Here is a 15,695-nt window from a genome sequence, read left to right as displayed (position 1 = left end):
ACGACAAAGGGAGGCTAGTGTGTATAATGCCCGCCGCAAAAGCGCACGAGGAATTATGCGATGACTGAATATAACGATGAGTACTGGATGCGTCAGGCATTGCAGCTGGCCCTGCGCGCGCAGGAAGAGGGCGAGGTGCCGGTGGGTGCGCTGCTGGTGCTGGACAATCAGGTCATCGGCGAGGGTTGGAACCGCCCGATCGGCCGACACGATCCTACCGCACACGCCGAGATCATGGCGCTGCGCCAGGGCGGCGCGGTGCTGCAAAACTACCGTTTGCTGAACGCCACGCTTTACGTCACGCTGGAGCCCTGCGTGATGTGCGCCGGTGCGATGGTGCACAGCCGTATCCGCCGGCTGGTGTATGGCGCCGCCGACGAGAAAACCGGCGCGGCCGGTTCACTGGTGGACATTCTGCGCCATCCGGGCATGAACCATCAGGTGGAGATCGTCTCGGGCGTGCTGGCGGACGAATGCGCCGCCACCCTGAGCAATTTCTTCCGTCTACGCCGTGAACAGAAAAAAGCGCTCAGGCTGGCGCAGCGGGCGGCGGATAAGCCGGAATAATCAGTAGTTGAGCGCCAGTTCCGGCATCACCGTCGGGTAGCCTTTCCCCAACGCCTCTTGCTCGGCGGCCGCTTGCGCCGCCTTTCTCTCTTTTTCCTGCAGATAGCCCACCAGACTGACCTGGTAGCGGCGGATGTTTTCTACATAGTTGTAGGCTTCACGCCCGCGCGCATAGCCGTAGGTCAGCTGCGGATAGTAGCGCTTCTGGCTGAGCATCGGCAGGCGCTGCTTGACGTCGACCCAGCTGTCCGGGTTGCCCTTTTGCGTCTTGGTCAGCTTGCGCGCGTCCAGCATGTGGCCCCAGCCCATGTTGTAAGCCGCCAGCGAGAACCAGATGCGCTCGTCTTCCGGCACGCTGTCCGGCACCTTGGCCATCAGCCGTTGCAGGTAAAGGGCGCCGCCTTGAATGCTCTCTTCCGGATCGAGGCGATCGTTGACCCCCAGGCCGTCGGCGGTGGCGCGGGTCAGCATCATCAGGCCGCGCACGCCGGTGGGCGAGGTGGCCTGCGGATTCCAGTGCGATTCCTGATAGGCGATGGCCGCCAGCAGCTTCCAGTCGATCTCGTTGGCGTGCTTCTCGAACAGCGGGCGGAAGTTGGGCAGCACCGAGTCGATGGCCGACAGGAAGGTTTTGGTGTCCACATAGTCGAAGCTGCCGACGTGGCCGAGGTACTTCTCTTCCAGCCGCGCCAGGGTGCCGTCATCCACCATCTGGCTGTAGAAGTCCAGCATCGCCGCGTACAGGCTGTCGTCGCCGTCGCGTTTCAGATACCAGGTGACCGGCTCTTCGTCGGTGACGTCGAACGCCACCGCCAGCTGCGGATGGATGCGCTGCAGCAGCGCGATGGTCACCGAATCGCCGAGGGTGTAGTCCAGCTTGCCGTCGGCTACCCGCTCCAGCAGCTCTTTGGAGGTGAGATCGCTGGAGGACTCCCAGGCGAGATCCGGATATTTATCCTGCTTGAGCTGCTTTAGCGTGCTGACGTGCGCGGAACCGGAGGCGACCGCCAGCTTGCCTTTAATGTCGGCGAAGTTTTTCGGCCGCGGGGTGCCCAGCCGGTACACCAGCTGTTGGGAAACGGAGTAGTAGGCCGGGCCGGTACGCGCGCGGCTGAGGCGCTCCTGGTTGTAGATAAGGCCGGCCGCCAGCAGGTCAGCGTCGTCATCGTCCAGATCGTCGAACAGGTCATTGATGTTCTGATGGGGGATCACCACCAGCTTCACCCCGAGGTAGTTGGCGAAGCGCTTGGCCAGTTCGTAGTCGAGCCCACCCGGCCCTTGCTTGGTGTTGAAATAGGTCAGCGGTGAATTCAGCGTGCTGATACGCAACTCGCCGCGGGAAATGATCTCCTGGAGTTGCCCGCCCTGGCCGCTGCGCCAGGTGATATTGGGCCACAGCGCGAGAGCCAGAAGCAGGGTGACAACGCCGATAAGGATGTAGTTTATTTTAAGACGTTTCAAATAGTTATCCAGTGGTGGCACAGGTACACCGGCGACGACAACCGCGACTTTTCTCATGGTTAAATCACCAGTGCGGGGGCATTTTGCGCAACAAAACGCCAGTGTGCAACTTTATTGACACGTTATGACAATTCGACGGTGCGGCACGCTTTTATCAATAATCCCTACGCAAACGGTTTCGTCGGCGGCGAGGATTCTCTATAATGGCGCGCGTTTTCCCCTGTTGCGCCCAATGAAGCGTCTTATCCGTCGCTTCGAAGACGAGAGAACTTTGATTATGGAAATTCTGCGTGGTTCGCCCGCTTTATCGGCTTTTCGCATTACCAAACTGCTGTCCCGCTGCCAGGACGCCCACCTGCCCGTCAGTGATATCTACGCCGAGTACGTCCACTTTGCCGATGTTAGCGCACCGCTCAGTGCCGAAGAACACGCCAAACTTCAGCGGCTGCTCAAGTACGGTCCTTCTCTCGCCGAACACGCTCCCGAAGGCCGGTTGTTGCTGGTCACGCCGCGTCCGGGCACCATTTCTCCCTGGTCTTCCAAAGCTACCGACATCGCCCACAACTGCGGTCTGCAGCAGGTGGTGCGCCTGGAGCGCGGCCTGGCGTTCTACGTCAAGGCGCCCGAGCTGACGGAAACCCAGTGGCGCCAGCTCGCCGCGCTGCTGCACGATCGCATGATGGAAACCGTCTTCAGCGAGCTGCAACAGGCCGAACAGCTGTTCGCGCACCATCAGCCGGCGCCGTATCAGTCGATCGACGTGCTGGGCGCAGGGCGCACCGCGCTGGAGCAGGCCAACGTCCGGCTCGGCCTGGCGCTGGCGCAGGACGAGATCGACTACCTGCTGAATGCCTTTACCGGTTTGGGGCGCAACCCGACGGATATCGAACTTTATATGTTCGCACAGGCCAACTCCGAGCACTGCCGCCACAAGATTTTCAACGCCGATTGGATCATCGACGGCGAACAGCAGCCTAAATCGCTGTTCAAGATGATCAAGAACACCTATGAGCAGACGCCGGACTATGTGCTGTCGGCGTATAAAGACAACGCCGCGGTGATGGAAGGCTCGCAGGTCGGCCGCTTCTTCGCCGCGCCGGACAACGGCAAGTACGATTACCATCAGGAAGAAGCGCACATCCTGATGAAGGTGGAAACCCACAACCACCCGACGGCGATCTCGCCGTGGCCGGGCGCCGCGACCGGCTCCGGCGGCGAGATCCGCGACGAGGGGGCTACCGGCCGCGGCGCCAAGCCGAAAGCCGGCCTGGTGGGCTTCTCGGTGTCCAACCTGCGTATTCCCGGCTTTGAACAGCCGTGGGAGCAGGATTTCGGCAAGCCGGAACGCATCGTCACCGCGCTGGATATCATGACCGAAGGCCCGCTGGGCGGCGCGGCGTTCAACAACGAATTCGGTCGTCCGGCGCTGCTGGGCTACTTCCGTACCTATGAAGAGCGTGTCAACAGCCACAACGGCGTCGAACTGCGCGGCTACCACAAACCGATCATGCTGGCGGGCGGCATCGGCAACATCCGTGCCGATCACGTGCAGAAAGGGGAAATCACCGTCGGCGCCAAGCTGGTGGTGCTGGGCGGCCCGGCGATGAATATCGGCCTGGGCGGTGGCGCGGCCTCGTCGATGGCGTCAGGCCAGTCCGATGCCGATCTGGACTTCGCTTCGGTGCAGCGCGACAACCCGGAAATGGAGCGCCGCTGTCAGGAAGTGATCGACCGCTGCTGGCAGCTGGGCGACCAGAACCCGATCCTGTTTATCCATGACGTCGGTGCCGGCGGCCTGTCCAACGCCATGCCGGAGCTGGTGAGCGACGGCGGCCGCGGCGGCCGCTTCGAGCTGCGCGATATCCTCAACGACGAGCCGGGCATGAGCCCGTTGGAAGTGTGGTGCAACGAATCGCAGGAACGTTACGTGATGGCGATTGCCCCGGCGCAGATGGCGCAGTTCGACGAGATCTGCCGCCGCGAGCGCGCACCTTATGCGGTGATCGGCGAAGCGACCGAAGAACAGCACCTGACGTTGAACGACCGTCACTTCGACAACCAGCCGATCGACATGCCGCTGGACGTGCTGCTCGGCAAGACGCCGAAAATGACCCGCGACGTGACCCGTCTGCAGGCGAGTGGCCAGCCGGTGCAGCGTGAGAACATCACGCTGGCCGACGCGGTGAAACGCGTGCTGCATCTGCCGGCCGTTGCGGAGAAAACCTTCCTGATCACCATCGGCGATCGCACCGTTACCGGCATGGTGGCGCGTGACCAGATGGTCGGCCCGTGGCAGATCCCGGTTGCCGACTGCGCGGTCACTACCGCCAGCCTGGACAGCTACTACGGCGAGGCGATGTCGCTCGGCGAACGTGCGCCGGTGGCGCTGCTGGACTTCGCCGCCTCCGGCCGCCTGGCGGTCGGGGAAGCGCTGACCAACCTGGCTGCCACCGAGATCGGCAGCCTGAAGCGCGTGAAGCTGTCCGCCAACTGGATGGCCGCCGCCGGCCACCCGGGCGAAGACGCCGGCCTGTACGAAGCGGTGAAAGCGGTGGGCGAAGAGCTGTGCCCGGCGCTGGGCATCACCATCCCGGTGGGCAAAGACTCCATGTCGATGAAAACCCGCTGGCAGGAAGGCAACGAACAGCGCGAAATGACCTCGCCGCTGTCGCTGGTCATCACCGCCTTCGCCCGCGTGGAGGACGTGCGCCACACCGTGACGCCGCAGCTGCGCACCGATAAGGGCGACAGCGCGCTGCTGTTGATCGACCTGGGCAACGGCCATAACGCGCTGGGTGCCACCGCGCTGGCGCAGGTTTACCGCCAACTGGGCGACAAACCGGCCGACGTGCGCAACGTTGCGCAGCTGGCGGGCTTCTTCAACGCCATGCAGCAGCTGGTGGCCGATCAAGCGCTGTTGGCTTACCACGACCGCGCCGACGGCGGCCTGCTGGTGACGCTGGCGGAGATGGCCTTCGCCGGTCACTGCGGTGTGGACGTCAATCTCGACGGCCTCGGCGACGATGCGCTGGCGGTGCTGTTCAACGAAGAGCTGGGCGCGGTGATCCAGGTGAGCGCCGAACGTCTCGACGACGTGAAGCAGGCGTTCGCTCAGCACGGACTGACCGACAACGTGCATCACATCGGCAGCGTGCAGGCCGGCGATCGTTTCGTCATCACCCAACACGGCAAGGCGCTGTACAGCGAAAGCCGCAATACGCTGCGCACCTGGTGGGCGGAAACCACCTGGCAGATGCAGCGCCTGCGCGACAACCCGGCGTGCGCCGATCAGGAGCATCAGGCCAAGCAGGATGAACAAGATCCCGGCCTGAACGTGAAGTTGACCTTCGCACCGGAGGAAGACATCGCCGCGCCGTACATCGCCAAGGGCGCTCGCCCGAAAGTGGCGGTGCTGCGCGAGCAGGGGGTGAACTCCCACGTTGAAATGGCGGCGGCGTTCCATCGCGCCGGCTTTGACGCGGTGGACGTGCACATGAGCGATCTGCTGGCGGGGCGCCGCGATCTGCAGGACTTCCATACGCTGGTGGCCTGCGGCGGTTTCTCTTACGGCGACGTCCTGGGCGCCGGCGAAGGTTGGGCGAAGTCTATTCTGTTCAACGAGCGGGTGCGCGACGAGTTCGAAGCATTCTTCCACCGTCCGCAGACGCTGGCGCTGGGCGTGTGCAACGGTTGTCAGATGATGTCCAACCTGCGCGAGCTGATCCCGGGCGCAGAACACTGGCCGCGTTTTGTGCGCAATCTGTCGGATCGTTTCGAGGCGCGCTTCAGCCTGGTGGAAGTGGCGGCCAGTCCGTCGCTGTTCCTGCAGGGCATGACCGGTTCGCGTATGCCGATCGCCGTTTCCCACGGCGAAGGGCATGTCGAAGTGCGCGATGCGGCGCATTTGGCGGCGCTGGAAAGCCACGGTTTGGTGGCGCTGCGTTTCGTCAACAACGCCGGTCAGGTGACGGAAGCTTACCCGGCTAACCCGAACGGTTCGCCGAACGGCATTACCGCCGTGACCAGCGCCAGCGGGCGTGCCACGGTGATGATGCCGCACCCGGAACGCGTGTTCCGCACGGTCAGCAACTCCTGGCACCCGGAAGAGTGGGGCGAGGACAGCCCGTGGATGCGCATGTTCCGCAACGCCCGTAAGCAACTGGGCTAAAAACGGCCACCACCGTACAGAGGGCGCAAGCAATTGCGCCCTTTTTTATGGCCGGTGTTCGGCGATTGGCGGCAGTGTCTGCATTTTGCGACAGGCGCTATTTTCTCTGTCGCTAAATGGAGACATTTAACTAATTGATTTTATTGGTGGTAATCGGGTTTGGCTTTAGTTGTCTGCATTTGGCGACAGCGCGGCGTTTTTTTCATCGCTCATCGGGGCGTGATGCGCAAAGAAACTTACTGGTATAATTTTATTTTTTAATAAAATCATGTTGTTATTATTTTTATTGCAAAATTGGCACGCAACGTGCATTATTCTCGTCGGTTGCTCATTCAACTTTTTATGACGGCGCCGTAATTAGACGGCAAATCGCCTCATAAGCCTCCGAATGATGCCAAAGAAATGGTGCCTATCGTCCAACCAAACCGATAACAGACCGTGCAAACGGCTTTATCAAGCATCGGGCGACACGTGGAGTGAGGCACCGCCTGTATCCAACTGTGATGAAGGGTTCATCAATCCTGGATACTTACGGATGCTATTCGTCCTGTTCGATGCCAGCCGCTGCGCTACATCACCCTGGGGACGAGACTTAAGGGCATCCACACTTTCCTTGCGTTGGGGCAAGTTTCTTGCCCCGATGTCAATTCTCAACGCTGCGCTTTTCCCTGTTTCGTTGCCTATGCCCTCGAACGCAGACGCTCTCCCCACACTCTTGCTTTCACACCGGTTGATGTTACCGAGGCCGCATGCCGTCGGCAGGCCAGGCCTATGGGCGCGGTTCACCGAACCCGCAGCTTTTTCCTTGTGCGTTCAGGATTCTCCCTTGCCGGGCTTTTCTCTTTCCGGCGAGTCAGTTAGCATCGTGACAGAGCTGAGAGAATGAGATGATTTCGTTGAAAAAATGGCGTTTATTCCCCCGTTCGCTGCGGCAATTGGTGCTGCTGGCGTTCCTGTTGGTGCTGTTGCCGCTGCTGGTGCTGGCCTATCAGGCCTACCAGAGTCTGGATCACCTCAGCGCGCAGGCGGCGGACATCAACCGCACCACGCTGGTGGACGCGCGGCGCAGCGAGGCGATGACCAGCGTGGCGCTGGAGATGGAGCGCAGCTATCGTCAGTACTGCGTGCTGGTCGATCCTACGCTGCAGAAGCTGTACCAGAACCAGCGCAAGCAGTATTCGCAGATGCTGGACGCCCACGCGCCGATCCTGCCGGACGAGCGCTACTACCAAACGCTGCGCCAGTTGCTGACCCAACTGGCGGCGATCAAATGCCATAACAGCGGGCCGGACCAAGAGGCTTCCGCCTTGCTCGAGTCGTTCTCCCGTTCCAACGCCGAAATGGTGCAGGCCACGCGCGCGGTGGTGTTCTCGCGCGGCCAGCAGCTGCAGCAGGCCATTGCCGAGCGCGGCCAGTTCTTCGGCTGGCAGGCGCTGCTGCTGTTCCTGGTCAGCGTGCTGCTGGTGGTGCTGTTCACCCGCATGATCATCGGGCCGGTCAAGGCCGTGGAGCGGATGATCAACCGCCTGGGGGAAGGGCGTGCGCTGGGCAGCACCGCGTCATTCAAAGGGCCGCGCGAGCTGCGTTCGCTGGCGCAGCGCATCATCTGGCTGAGCGAGCGGCTGGCGTGGCTGGAGTCGCAGCGCCACGAGTTCCTGCGCCATATTTCGCACGAGCTGAAAACGCCGTTGGCCAGCATGCGTGAAGGCACCGAACTGCTGGCCGACGAGGTGGCGGGGCCGCTGACTTCCGATCAGAAAGAGGTGGTGGCGATCCTCGACAACAGCAGCCGCCATCTGCAGCAGCTGATTGAACAGCTGTTGGATTACAACCGCAAACTGGCCGATGGCCCGGCGGAACACGAGAACGTCGAGCTGCGCGAAATGGTCGATTTGGTGGTCGCCGCGCACAGTTTGCCGGCGCGGGCGAAGATGATTTCCACCGAAATTACGCTGGAGGCGGAAATCTGCTGGGCAGAGCCTACGCTATTAATGCGCGTGCTGGATAATCTCTACTCCAATGCGGTGCACTACGGCAAGGAATCCGGTAACATTTGGATCCGCAGCCGTCAGGTTGGACAACGGGTGCAAATCGACGTCGCCAATACCGGCACGCCGATCCCCGAGGCTGAAAGAGCCATGATTTTCGAGCCTTTTTTCCAGGGTAGTCACCAGCGAAAAGGGGCGGTAAAAGGAAGCGGACTGGGGTTGAGCATCGCTCAGGACTGTATCCGTCGCATGCGCGGTGAGCTGCAACTGGCGACGGTCGCCGGTGCAGACGTCTGCTTCCGCATTGAACTGCCGTTAACCGCCGAGAATGAATAAATAATGTACACATGGTCTAAACGCCTTCGTCTTTCACAGACCGAACGTTCACCGCGTGCCACGCACAGAGCGCCGCTCGGCAAACGCCCGATCAGCTGGTTGGGTGCCGTCTTCTTTATGCCGCTGTTGCTGGCGGGCTGCGTCGATCGCGCCGTCAGCGGTGGCCTGAACCCTCAGCAGCAAGAGGCGATCCCGGATACCAAGGTGATCGATTACCGCACCGCGGCTTGCGATACCCTGTGGCAGTTGGACGACAAGGACGCGCTGGCTAACTCGCTCTACTGGCTGCGCGCGATGGACTGCGCCGATCGCATCGGGTCGACCCAGGCGCGTGCGCTGGCGAAAACGGTGCCTGGCGACAGCTGGTCCGGCGTTTTCAAACAGAGCATCCTGCTGGGCAGCGCGCAGCCGACCTCCGGCGAACGCCGCCAGATCATCGACAGGATCAACAGCTACCGGATGGAATTCCCCGGTTCACTGCGTCCGCTGACGCAGCTGTGGCGCCAGCAGCAATTGCTGCAGATCACGCTGTTCGATGAGAAAGCTCGCTATCAGCATCTGCAGGAGAGCAGCGACAGTCAGATCGATTCGCTGCGCCAGAGCCAGGCGCGTCTGCAATCTCAGCTGCAGGACACCTCGCGCAAGCTGGAGAACCTGACCGACATCGAGCGCCAGCTCTCTTCGCGCAAGCAGTTGCAAGGGGAAATCCCGGACAACAGCGCAGGTTCGCAAAAGGGCGAAGCCGCCGGTAAAAACGGCGCGGCCGCCAAAGGGGCTGAATCGCAGGACGAACCGGAAAAAGGCACCGCGCTGCCGGTTGAACCGGAAGACACCTATACGCCGCACCCTGCCAATAAGGAGTCCCACGCGCAATGACCGCACGCAAACCGGCCAATTTGCTCTTGGTTGACGACGATCCCAGCCTGCTGAAGCTGCTGGGCATGCGTCTGACCAGCGAAGGTTTTCACGTCACCACCGCCGAAAGCGGCCAGGAAGCGCTGCGCCTGCTGGCGCGCGAACAGATCGATCTGGTGATCAGCGATCTGCGTATGGACGAGATGGACGGCATGGCGCTGTTCGCCGAGATCCAAAAGCATCAGCCGGGCATGCCGGTGATCATCCTCACCGCGCACGGTTCGATTCCCGATGCGGTGGCCGCCACCCAGCAGGGGGTGTTCAGCTTCCTCACCAAACCGGTGGATCGCGATGCGCTGTATAAGGCCATCGACGAAGCGCTCGCGCTGTCGGCCACCCCGGCCGGCGACGAGGCCTGGCGCGAAGACATCGTCACCCGCAGCCCGCTGATGCTGCGCCTGCTGGAGCAGGTGAAAATGGTGGCGCAGTCCGACGTCAGCGTCTTGATCAACGGCCAGAGCGGCACCGGTAAAGAGGTGGTGGCGCAGGCGATCCACGCCGCCAGCCCGCGCGCCGGCAAGGCGTTTATCGCCATCAACTGCGGTGCGCTGCCGGAGCAGCTGCTGGAGTCCGAACTGTTCGGCCACGCCAAGGGCGCCTTTACCGGCGCGGTCAGCAGCCGCGAAGGGCTGTTCCAGGCGGCGGCGGGCGGCACGCTGTTCCTCGACGAGATCGGCGATATGCCGCTGTCGCTGCAGGTGAAGTTGCTGCGCGTGCTGCAAGAGCGCAAGGTGCGGCCGCTGGGCAGCAACCGCGATCTGGACATTGACGTGCGCATCATCTCCGCCACCCACCGCGATCTGCAAAAGGCGATGGCGAAGAACGAGTTCCGCGAGGATCTCTACTACCGCCTCAACGTGGTGAACCTGAAGATCCCGGCGCTCAACGAACGCGCCGAAGATATCCCGCTGCTGGCCAACCACCTGTTGCGCGAGGCGGCTCAGCGGCACAAGCCGTTCGTGCGCAGCTTCTCGACCGACGCCATGAAGCGGCTGATGACCGCCAGCTGGCCGGGCAACGTGCGTCAGCTGGTCAACGTCATCGAGCAGTGCGTGGCGCTGACCTCGGCGCCGGTGATCAGCGAAGCGCTGGTGGAGCAGGCGCTGGAAGGGGAAAACACCGCGCTGCCGACCTTCGCCGAAGCGCGCAACCAGTTCGAGTTGCACTACCTGCGCAAGCTGCTGCAGATCACCAAGGGCAACGTGACCCAGGCCGCGCGCATGGCGGGCCGCAACCGCACCGAGTTTTACAAATTGCTGTCGCGCCACGAGCTGGACGCCAACGATTTTAAAGAATGACAGTTTGCCGCCGGCGCCTGCCACGCAGGTTCTCAACAAATCCGGCGGAATGATTTACACTCCGTTCTCTTTGCCGCGGCGCGCCCCGGCGTAGAGCACCATGGAACGTATTAAGCGGGATCGTACACAAATGAGCAGATCACTTTCCATCGCCCTGGCCCAGCTGAACCTGCTGGTCGGCGACATTGAAGGCAACACCGAACGCATGTTGCAAATCGTGCAGGAGCAGCAGAAGGCGGGAGCCGATCTGGTCATGTTCAGCGAACTGGCGCTGTCCGGCTACCCGCCGGAAGATCTGCTGTATCGCAATGACTTCTATCAGCGCTGCGACGCGCAGCTGCTGCGCCTGCAGCAAGCCTCCGCCGAGACGGCGATCCTGGTCGGCCACCCGTGGCGCGAAGGCGACAAGCTGTATAACGCGCTGTCGCTGTTTGCCGAAGGCCGCCTGCTGACCCGCTACTTCAAGCAGCAGCTGCCGAACTACGGCGTGTTCGATGAGAAGCGCTATTTCCACGCCGGCAACGACACCTGCGTGGTGGAGCTGAAAGGCTACCGTCTGGGTCTGCTGATTTGCGAAGATCTGTGGTTCCCTGAGCCGATCGACGCCGCCAAGGCGGCCGGCGCGGAAATTATCCTGTCGATCAACGCCTCGCCGTATAACCGCGAAAAGCCGTATATCCGCAAAACGCTGATGGCCGGCCACTGCCAGCGCACCCAGCTGCCGCTGGTGTACCTCAATCAGGTCGGCGGCCAGGATGAGCTGATCTTCGACGGCTGCTCCAAGGTATTTGACGCCGCCGGCACCATGACCCACCGTCTGGCGGCCTTCGACGAGCAGGTGACTCGTCTGGAATTCAATGAGCTGGCCGTGGTGCCGATGACCGATCCGGCCGCTGAGCTGCCGCAGCTGGCGCAGGTGTACCAAGCGCTGGTGTTGGCGGTGCGCGACTACGTGACCAAAAACGGCTTTAAAGGCGCGGTGCTGGGCCTGTCCGGTGGCATCGACTCGGCGCTGACGCTGGCGATCGCCGTGGATGCGTTGGGTAAAGACAAGGTGCAGGCGCTGATGATGCCGTTCCGCTATACCGCGGATATCAGCATCGCCGACGCCAAGGAAGAGGCGGAAATCCTCGGCGTGGAGTTCGATATCGTCTCCATCGAACCGATGTTCGACGCCTTTATGGGCCAGCTGTCGCCGATGTTCGCCGGCACCGAGCGCGACACCACCGAAGAAAACCTGCAGGCGCGTTGCCGCGGGGTGGTGCTGATGGCGCTGTCCAACAAACGCCGCAGCATCGTGCTGACCACCGGCAACAAGAGCGAAATGGCGGTGGGTTACGCCACGCTGTACGGCGATATGGCCGGCGGTTTCGACGTGCTGAAGGACGTGCCGAAAACGCTGGTGTTCAAGCTGTCCGAATACCGTAACACCGTGTCCTACGTGATCCCGCAGCGGGTGATCGATCGTCCGCCGTCCGCCGAGCTGGCGCCGGATCAGGTCGATCAGGACAGCCTGCCGCCGTACGATATCCTGGACGCGATCCTGGAAGGCTACGTTGAACGCGACAAGTCGGTTGCCGATCTGGTGGCCGAAGGGTTCGACGAAGCGATCGTGCGCAAGGTGATCCGCCTGGTGGATATCAACGAATACAAGCGGCGTCAGGCCGCCGTCGGGCCGCGCATCACCGCCCGTAACTTCGGCAAAGACCGCCGCTACCCCATCACATCCGGTTTTGGCCGCAAAAATTGGTAAAAGGAAAGAAGATGAAAAAGATCGACGCGATTATCAAGCCGTTCAAACTGGATGACGTCCGCGAAGCGCTGGCCGAAGTGGGCATCACCGGTATGACGGTCACCGAAGTGAAAGGCTTCGGCCGCCAGAAGGGCCACACCGAGCTGTACCGCGGTGCCGAGTACATGGTCGACTTTCTGCCTAAGGTGAAGATCGAGATCGTGGTTGCCGACGACATCGTCGACACCTGCGTGGAAACCATCATGCAGACCGCGCAGACCGGCAAGATCGGCGACGGCAAAATCTTCGTCTTCGACGTGGCGCGCGTGGTGCGTATCCGTACCGGCGAGCAGGACGAAGAAGCGATCTGATCCTCCGCAGGATCATCGGCCATCAGGGCGCAGCGTGCTGCGCCCTTGTCATTTCTGCCCCCCCCCCCCCGCGCATCATGCTTCTTCGCCTCGCCGTTCCCCTCTTTTTGCTCGTCGGCATTCTAAAAAAGCGAACGCTATCGCGTTTTTGATACTTTTTCCGATCGCTTTTCTCGCGGGATCTACAATCAATCTAACTATCTTGATTGAGGTGATCCCCAATGAATTTCAAGTTGCGGCTAGGCGGCAAGGGCGTGCATCCCCAGGAGCTTACTCAAGTAAGTGACTGGGGTAAGCGCACGCAGACAACAACGCAGCGGCTTGAAAGGCGATGGGGATGATGACGTTACGCCAAATCCGCCACTTCATCGCGGTGGCGGAAACCGGGTCGATCTCCGCCGGCGCCCAGGCGGTGTTTGTCTCCCAGTCTTCGCTGACGCTGGCGATCCAGCAGTTGGAAACCGAGATTGGCGTGCGGCTGTTCGATCGCCACGCCAAGGGCATGACGCTGACCCATCAGGGGCATCAGTTCCTGCGCCAGTCGTATCTGATCCTGGCGACGGTGGACAACGCCAAGCGCAGCCTGCAGATCGGCACCGAAAGCCTGACCGGCAAGCTGACCGTCGGCGTCACCAGCCTGGTGGCCGGCTACTTCCTGGTGGAGCTGCTCACGCGCTTTAAATCGGCCTATCCCAACGTCACCGTGCAGGTGGTTGAAGACGAGCGCCCGTATATCGAGCATCTGCTGGTCAGCGGCGAGATCGACATCGGCGTGCTGATCCTGTCGAACATCGAAGACCGCGACGCGCTGCAGACCGAGGTGCTGATGCACTCGCCGTATCGCCTGTGGCTGCCGCCGCTGCACCCGCTGCTGGAGCACGAGAGCATCAGCCTGGCGGACGTGGCCAAACAGCCGCTGATCCAGCTCAACGCCGATGAAATGGACGTGCATGCGCGGCGCATCTGGTCGCGCGCCGGGCTGAAGCCGGAGATCGCCATGAAGACCGCCTCTACCGAGGCGGTGCGCAGCCTGGTGGCGGCGGGGATGGGGGTCTCCATCCAGCCGGATATGGCGTACCGCGCCTGGTCGCTCGAGGGCAACATGATCGAAGCGCGCAAGCTGGACGATCTGCTGGAGCCGCTGGATATCGGGCTGGCGTGGCGGCGCGGCAGCGCGCGGCCGGAGCTGGTGACGCCGTTCCTTACCATCGCGCGCGAGAACGGCAGCAAACATGCCGCCGGGCTTAAGCATTCGATTTAATCGAACGCGTCGTTCAGTATTTAGAATTTGTTGCCCGCCAGAGGCTCGCTTAGGCTGATTAAAACTAACTTATTCACATTTGGTTAACGTTTTTGTCACTTAGGGGCGTCAGGCGATGGCAGATGTGCAGGTTCTCTCAGGTTTGTCCTGTCAGCAGTTCATTAACGGTCAGTTGGTCGACGGCGAAGGCCAGCAGGAGTGCATCGTCAATCCGGCCAACGGCGAGACGCTAATCGCCCTGACCGAAGCCTCTTCGGCGCAGGTCGGCGGCGCGGTGAAAGCCGCGCAGCAGGCGTTTGGCCACTGGTCGCGCACCACGCCGGCCCAGCGCGCCGCTCTGTTGCTGCGCATCGCCGACGCCATCGAGCGGCAGGCGCCGCAGCTGGCGCAGCTGGAAGCCCTCAACTGCGGTAAACCGCTGCATCAGGCGCTCAATGACGATCTGCCGGCGGCGGTCGACGTGTTCCGCTTCTTCGCCGGCGCGGTGCGCACGCAGCAAGGGCAGCTGGCCGGCGAGTATGTGCCGGGCCACACCTCGATGATCCGCCGCGATCCGATCGGCGTGGTGGCCTCGATCGCCCCCTGGAACTATCCGCTGATGATGGCGGCGTGGAAGATTGCGCCAGCGTTGGCGGCGGGCAATACCGTGGTGTTTAAACCCTCCGAACATACGCCGCTGACCATTCTGGCGCTGGTGCCGGCGCTGCAGGAGATCCTGCCGCCGGGCGTGCTGAATATCGTCTACGGCGGCGGGGAAGGGGTCGGCAGCCAGCTGGTGGGGCACCCGCAGGTGCGGCTGGTGTCGGTCACCGGCGATATCGTCACCGGGCAAAAAATTCTTCAGGCGGCGGCCAAAAGCGTCAAGCGCACCCACCTGGAACTGGGGGGCAAGGCGCCGGTGATCGTCTGCGACGATGCCGATCTCGACGAGGTGGTCAACGGCATCCGCACCTACGGCTATTACAACGCCGGCCAGGACTGCACCGCCGCCTGCCGCATCTACGCGCAGGCGGGCATCTATCCCAAGCTGGTGGACGCGCTGGGCGAGGCGGTTGCCAGCCTGCGCTTTGCCCGCAAGCGCGATCAGGACAACGAGATCGGCCCGTTGATAAGTAGCCGCCAGCGCGATCGCGTCGCCAGCTTCGTCGAGCGAGCGCTCAGCCAACCGCATATCGAATTGATCACCGGCGCCGCGGCCCACTCCGGGCCGGGGTTCTACTACCAGCCGACCCTGCTGGCGGGCTGCCTGCAAAGCGACGAAATCGTGCAGCGCGAGGTATTTGGCCCGGTGGTCAGCATCACGCGCTTCGAACACCTGGAGCAGGCGGTCGAGTGGGCCAACGACTCGGAATACGGGCTGGCTTCGTCGGTGTGGACGCAAAATATCGATCGGGCGCTGCACATCGCCGCCCATCTGCAGTACGGCAGCACCTGGATCAACACCCATTTCACCTTGGCGAGCGAGATGCCGCACGGCGGCCTGAAACGCTCCGGGTACGGCAAGGATCTGTCCAGCGATTCACTGCAGGATTACAGCGTTGTCAGGCACGTAATGGCGAAGTTCAAAGCCAGCTTCTAGCGGTTCTATAAAGCAAAAT

Annotated in this window: 10 protein-coding genes; 9 read left to right on the top strand and 1 reads right to left on the bottom strand. The window is 62.1% G+C overall.

Annotation, left to right across the window (positions count from 1 at the left end; all coding sequences use genetic code 11):
• Positions 1 to 60 precede the first annotated feature (60 nt).
• Positions 61 to 567: a tRNA adenosine(34) deaminase TadA gene (gene tadA, locus ACJ8QI_RS22190; protein WP_015378796.1), complete on the top strand. Its 507-nt coding sequence runs from the start codon at positions 61 to 63 to the stop codon at positions 565 to 567.
• On the opposite strand, the gene mltF is transcribed toward tadA, so the two are convergent.
• On the bottom strand, positions 568 to 2,028 hold the full coding sequence (gene mltF / locus ACJ8QI_RS22185) for a membrane-bound lytic murein transglycosylase MltF (protein ID WP_084827256.1): 1,461 nt from the start codon (positions 2,026 to 2,028) through the stop codon (positions 568 to 570).
• 274 nt (positions 2,029 to 2,302) lie between these two features.
• Between mltF and purL the strand changes: the two genes are divergently transcribed.
• From purL to ACJ8QI_RS22145, 8 genes are all read left to right on the top strand, one after another.
• Entirely contained in the window at positions 2,303 to 6,196 is a 3,894-nt protein-coding gene (gene purL / locus ACJ8QI_RS22180) for a phosphoribosylformylglycinamidine synthase (protein ID WP_442533119.1), read from the top strand.
• A gap of 887 nt (positions 6,197 to 7,083) precedes the next feature.
• Positions 7,084 to 8,520, top strand: a complete 1,437-nt coding sequence (locus tag ACJ8QI_RS22175; RefSeq protein ID WP_049200747.1) for a sensor histidine kinase — start codon at positions 7,084 to 7,086, stop codon at positions 8,518 to 8,520.
• A gap of 3 nt (positions 8,521 to 8,523) precedes the next feature.
• Positions 8,524 to 9,396, top strand: coding sequence for a two-component system QseEF-associated lipoprotein QseG (gene qseG / locus ACJ8QI_RS22170; RefSeq protein ID WP_197803554.1), 873 nt, complete (start codon positions 8,524 to 8,526; stop codon positions 9,394 to 9,396).
• The gene (gene glrR / locus ACJ8QI_RS22165; protein WP_025303931.1) at positions 9,393 to 10,733 is read left to right on the top strand and encodes a two-component system response regulator GlrR; all 1,341 of its coding nucleotides are present in this window, start codon (positions 9,393 to 9,395) and stop codon (positions 10,731 to 10,733) included. The genes qseG and glrR overlap by 4 nt, the downstream gene beginning before the upstream one ends.
• Positions 10,734 to 10,863: 130 nt before the next feature.
• The gene (locus tag ACJ8QI_RS22160; protein ID WP_197757956.1) at positions 10,864 to 12,486 is read left to right on the top strand and encodes an NAD+ synthase; all 1,623 of its coding nucleotides are present in this window, start codon (positions 10,864 to 10,866) and stop codon (positions 12,484 to 12,486) included.
• Between the two features lie 11 nt (positions 12,487 to 12,497).
• Positions 12,498 to 12,836 (top strand): nitrogen regulatory protein P-II, encoded by a 339-nt coding sequence (gene glnB / locus ACJ8QI_RS22155; protein WP_004847623.1) that lies wholly within the window; start codon positions 12,498 to 12,500, stop codon positions 12,834 to 12,836.
• 337 nt (positions 12,837 to 13,173) lie between these two features.
• Entirely contained in the window at positions 13,174 to 14,097 is a 924-nt protein-coding gene (locus ACJ8QI_RS22150) for a LysR substrate-binding domain-containing protein (protein WP_038874511.1), read from the top strand.
• 115 nt (positions 14,098 to 14,212) lie between these two features.
• Positions 14,213 to 15,676 carry a gamma-aminobutyraldehyde dehydrogenase gene (locus tag ACJ8QI_RS22145; RefSeq protein ID WP_047730064.1) on the top strand — a complete coding sequence of 488 codons (1,464 nt, stop codon included), beginning with the start codon at positions 14,213 to 14,215 and terminating at the stop codon, positions 15,674 to 15,676.
• Positions 15,677 to 15,695 lie beyond the last annotated feature (19 nt).

This window comes from Serratia sp. CY84636, assembly GCF_052166245.1.
In the GTDB taxonomy this organism is placed as follows: Bacteria; Pseudomonadota; Gammaproteobacteria; order Enterobacterales; family Enterobacteriaceae; genus Serratia; species Serratia nevei.
This window is presented reverse-complemented; position numbering and strand designations above follow the sequence as displayed.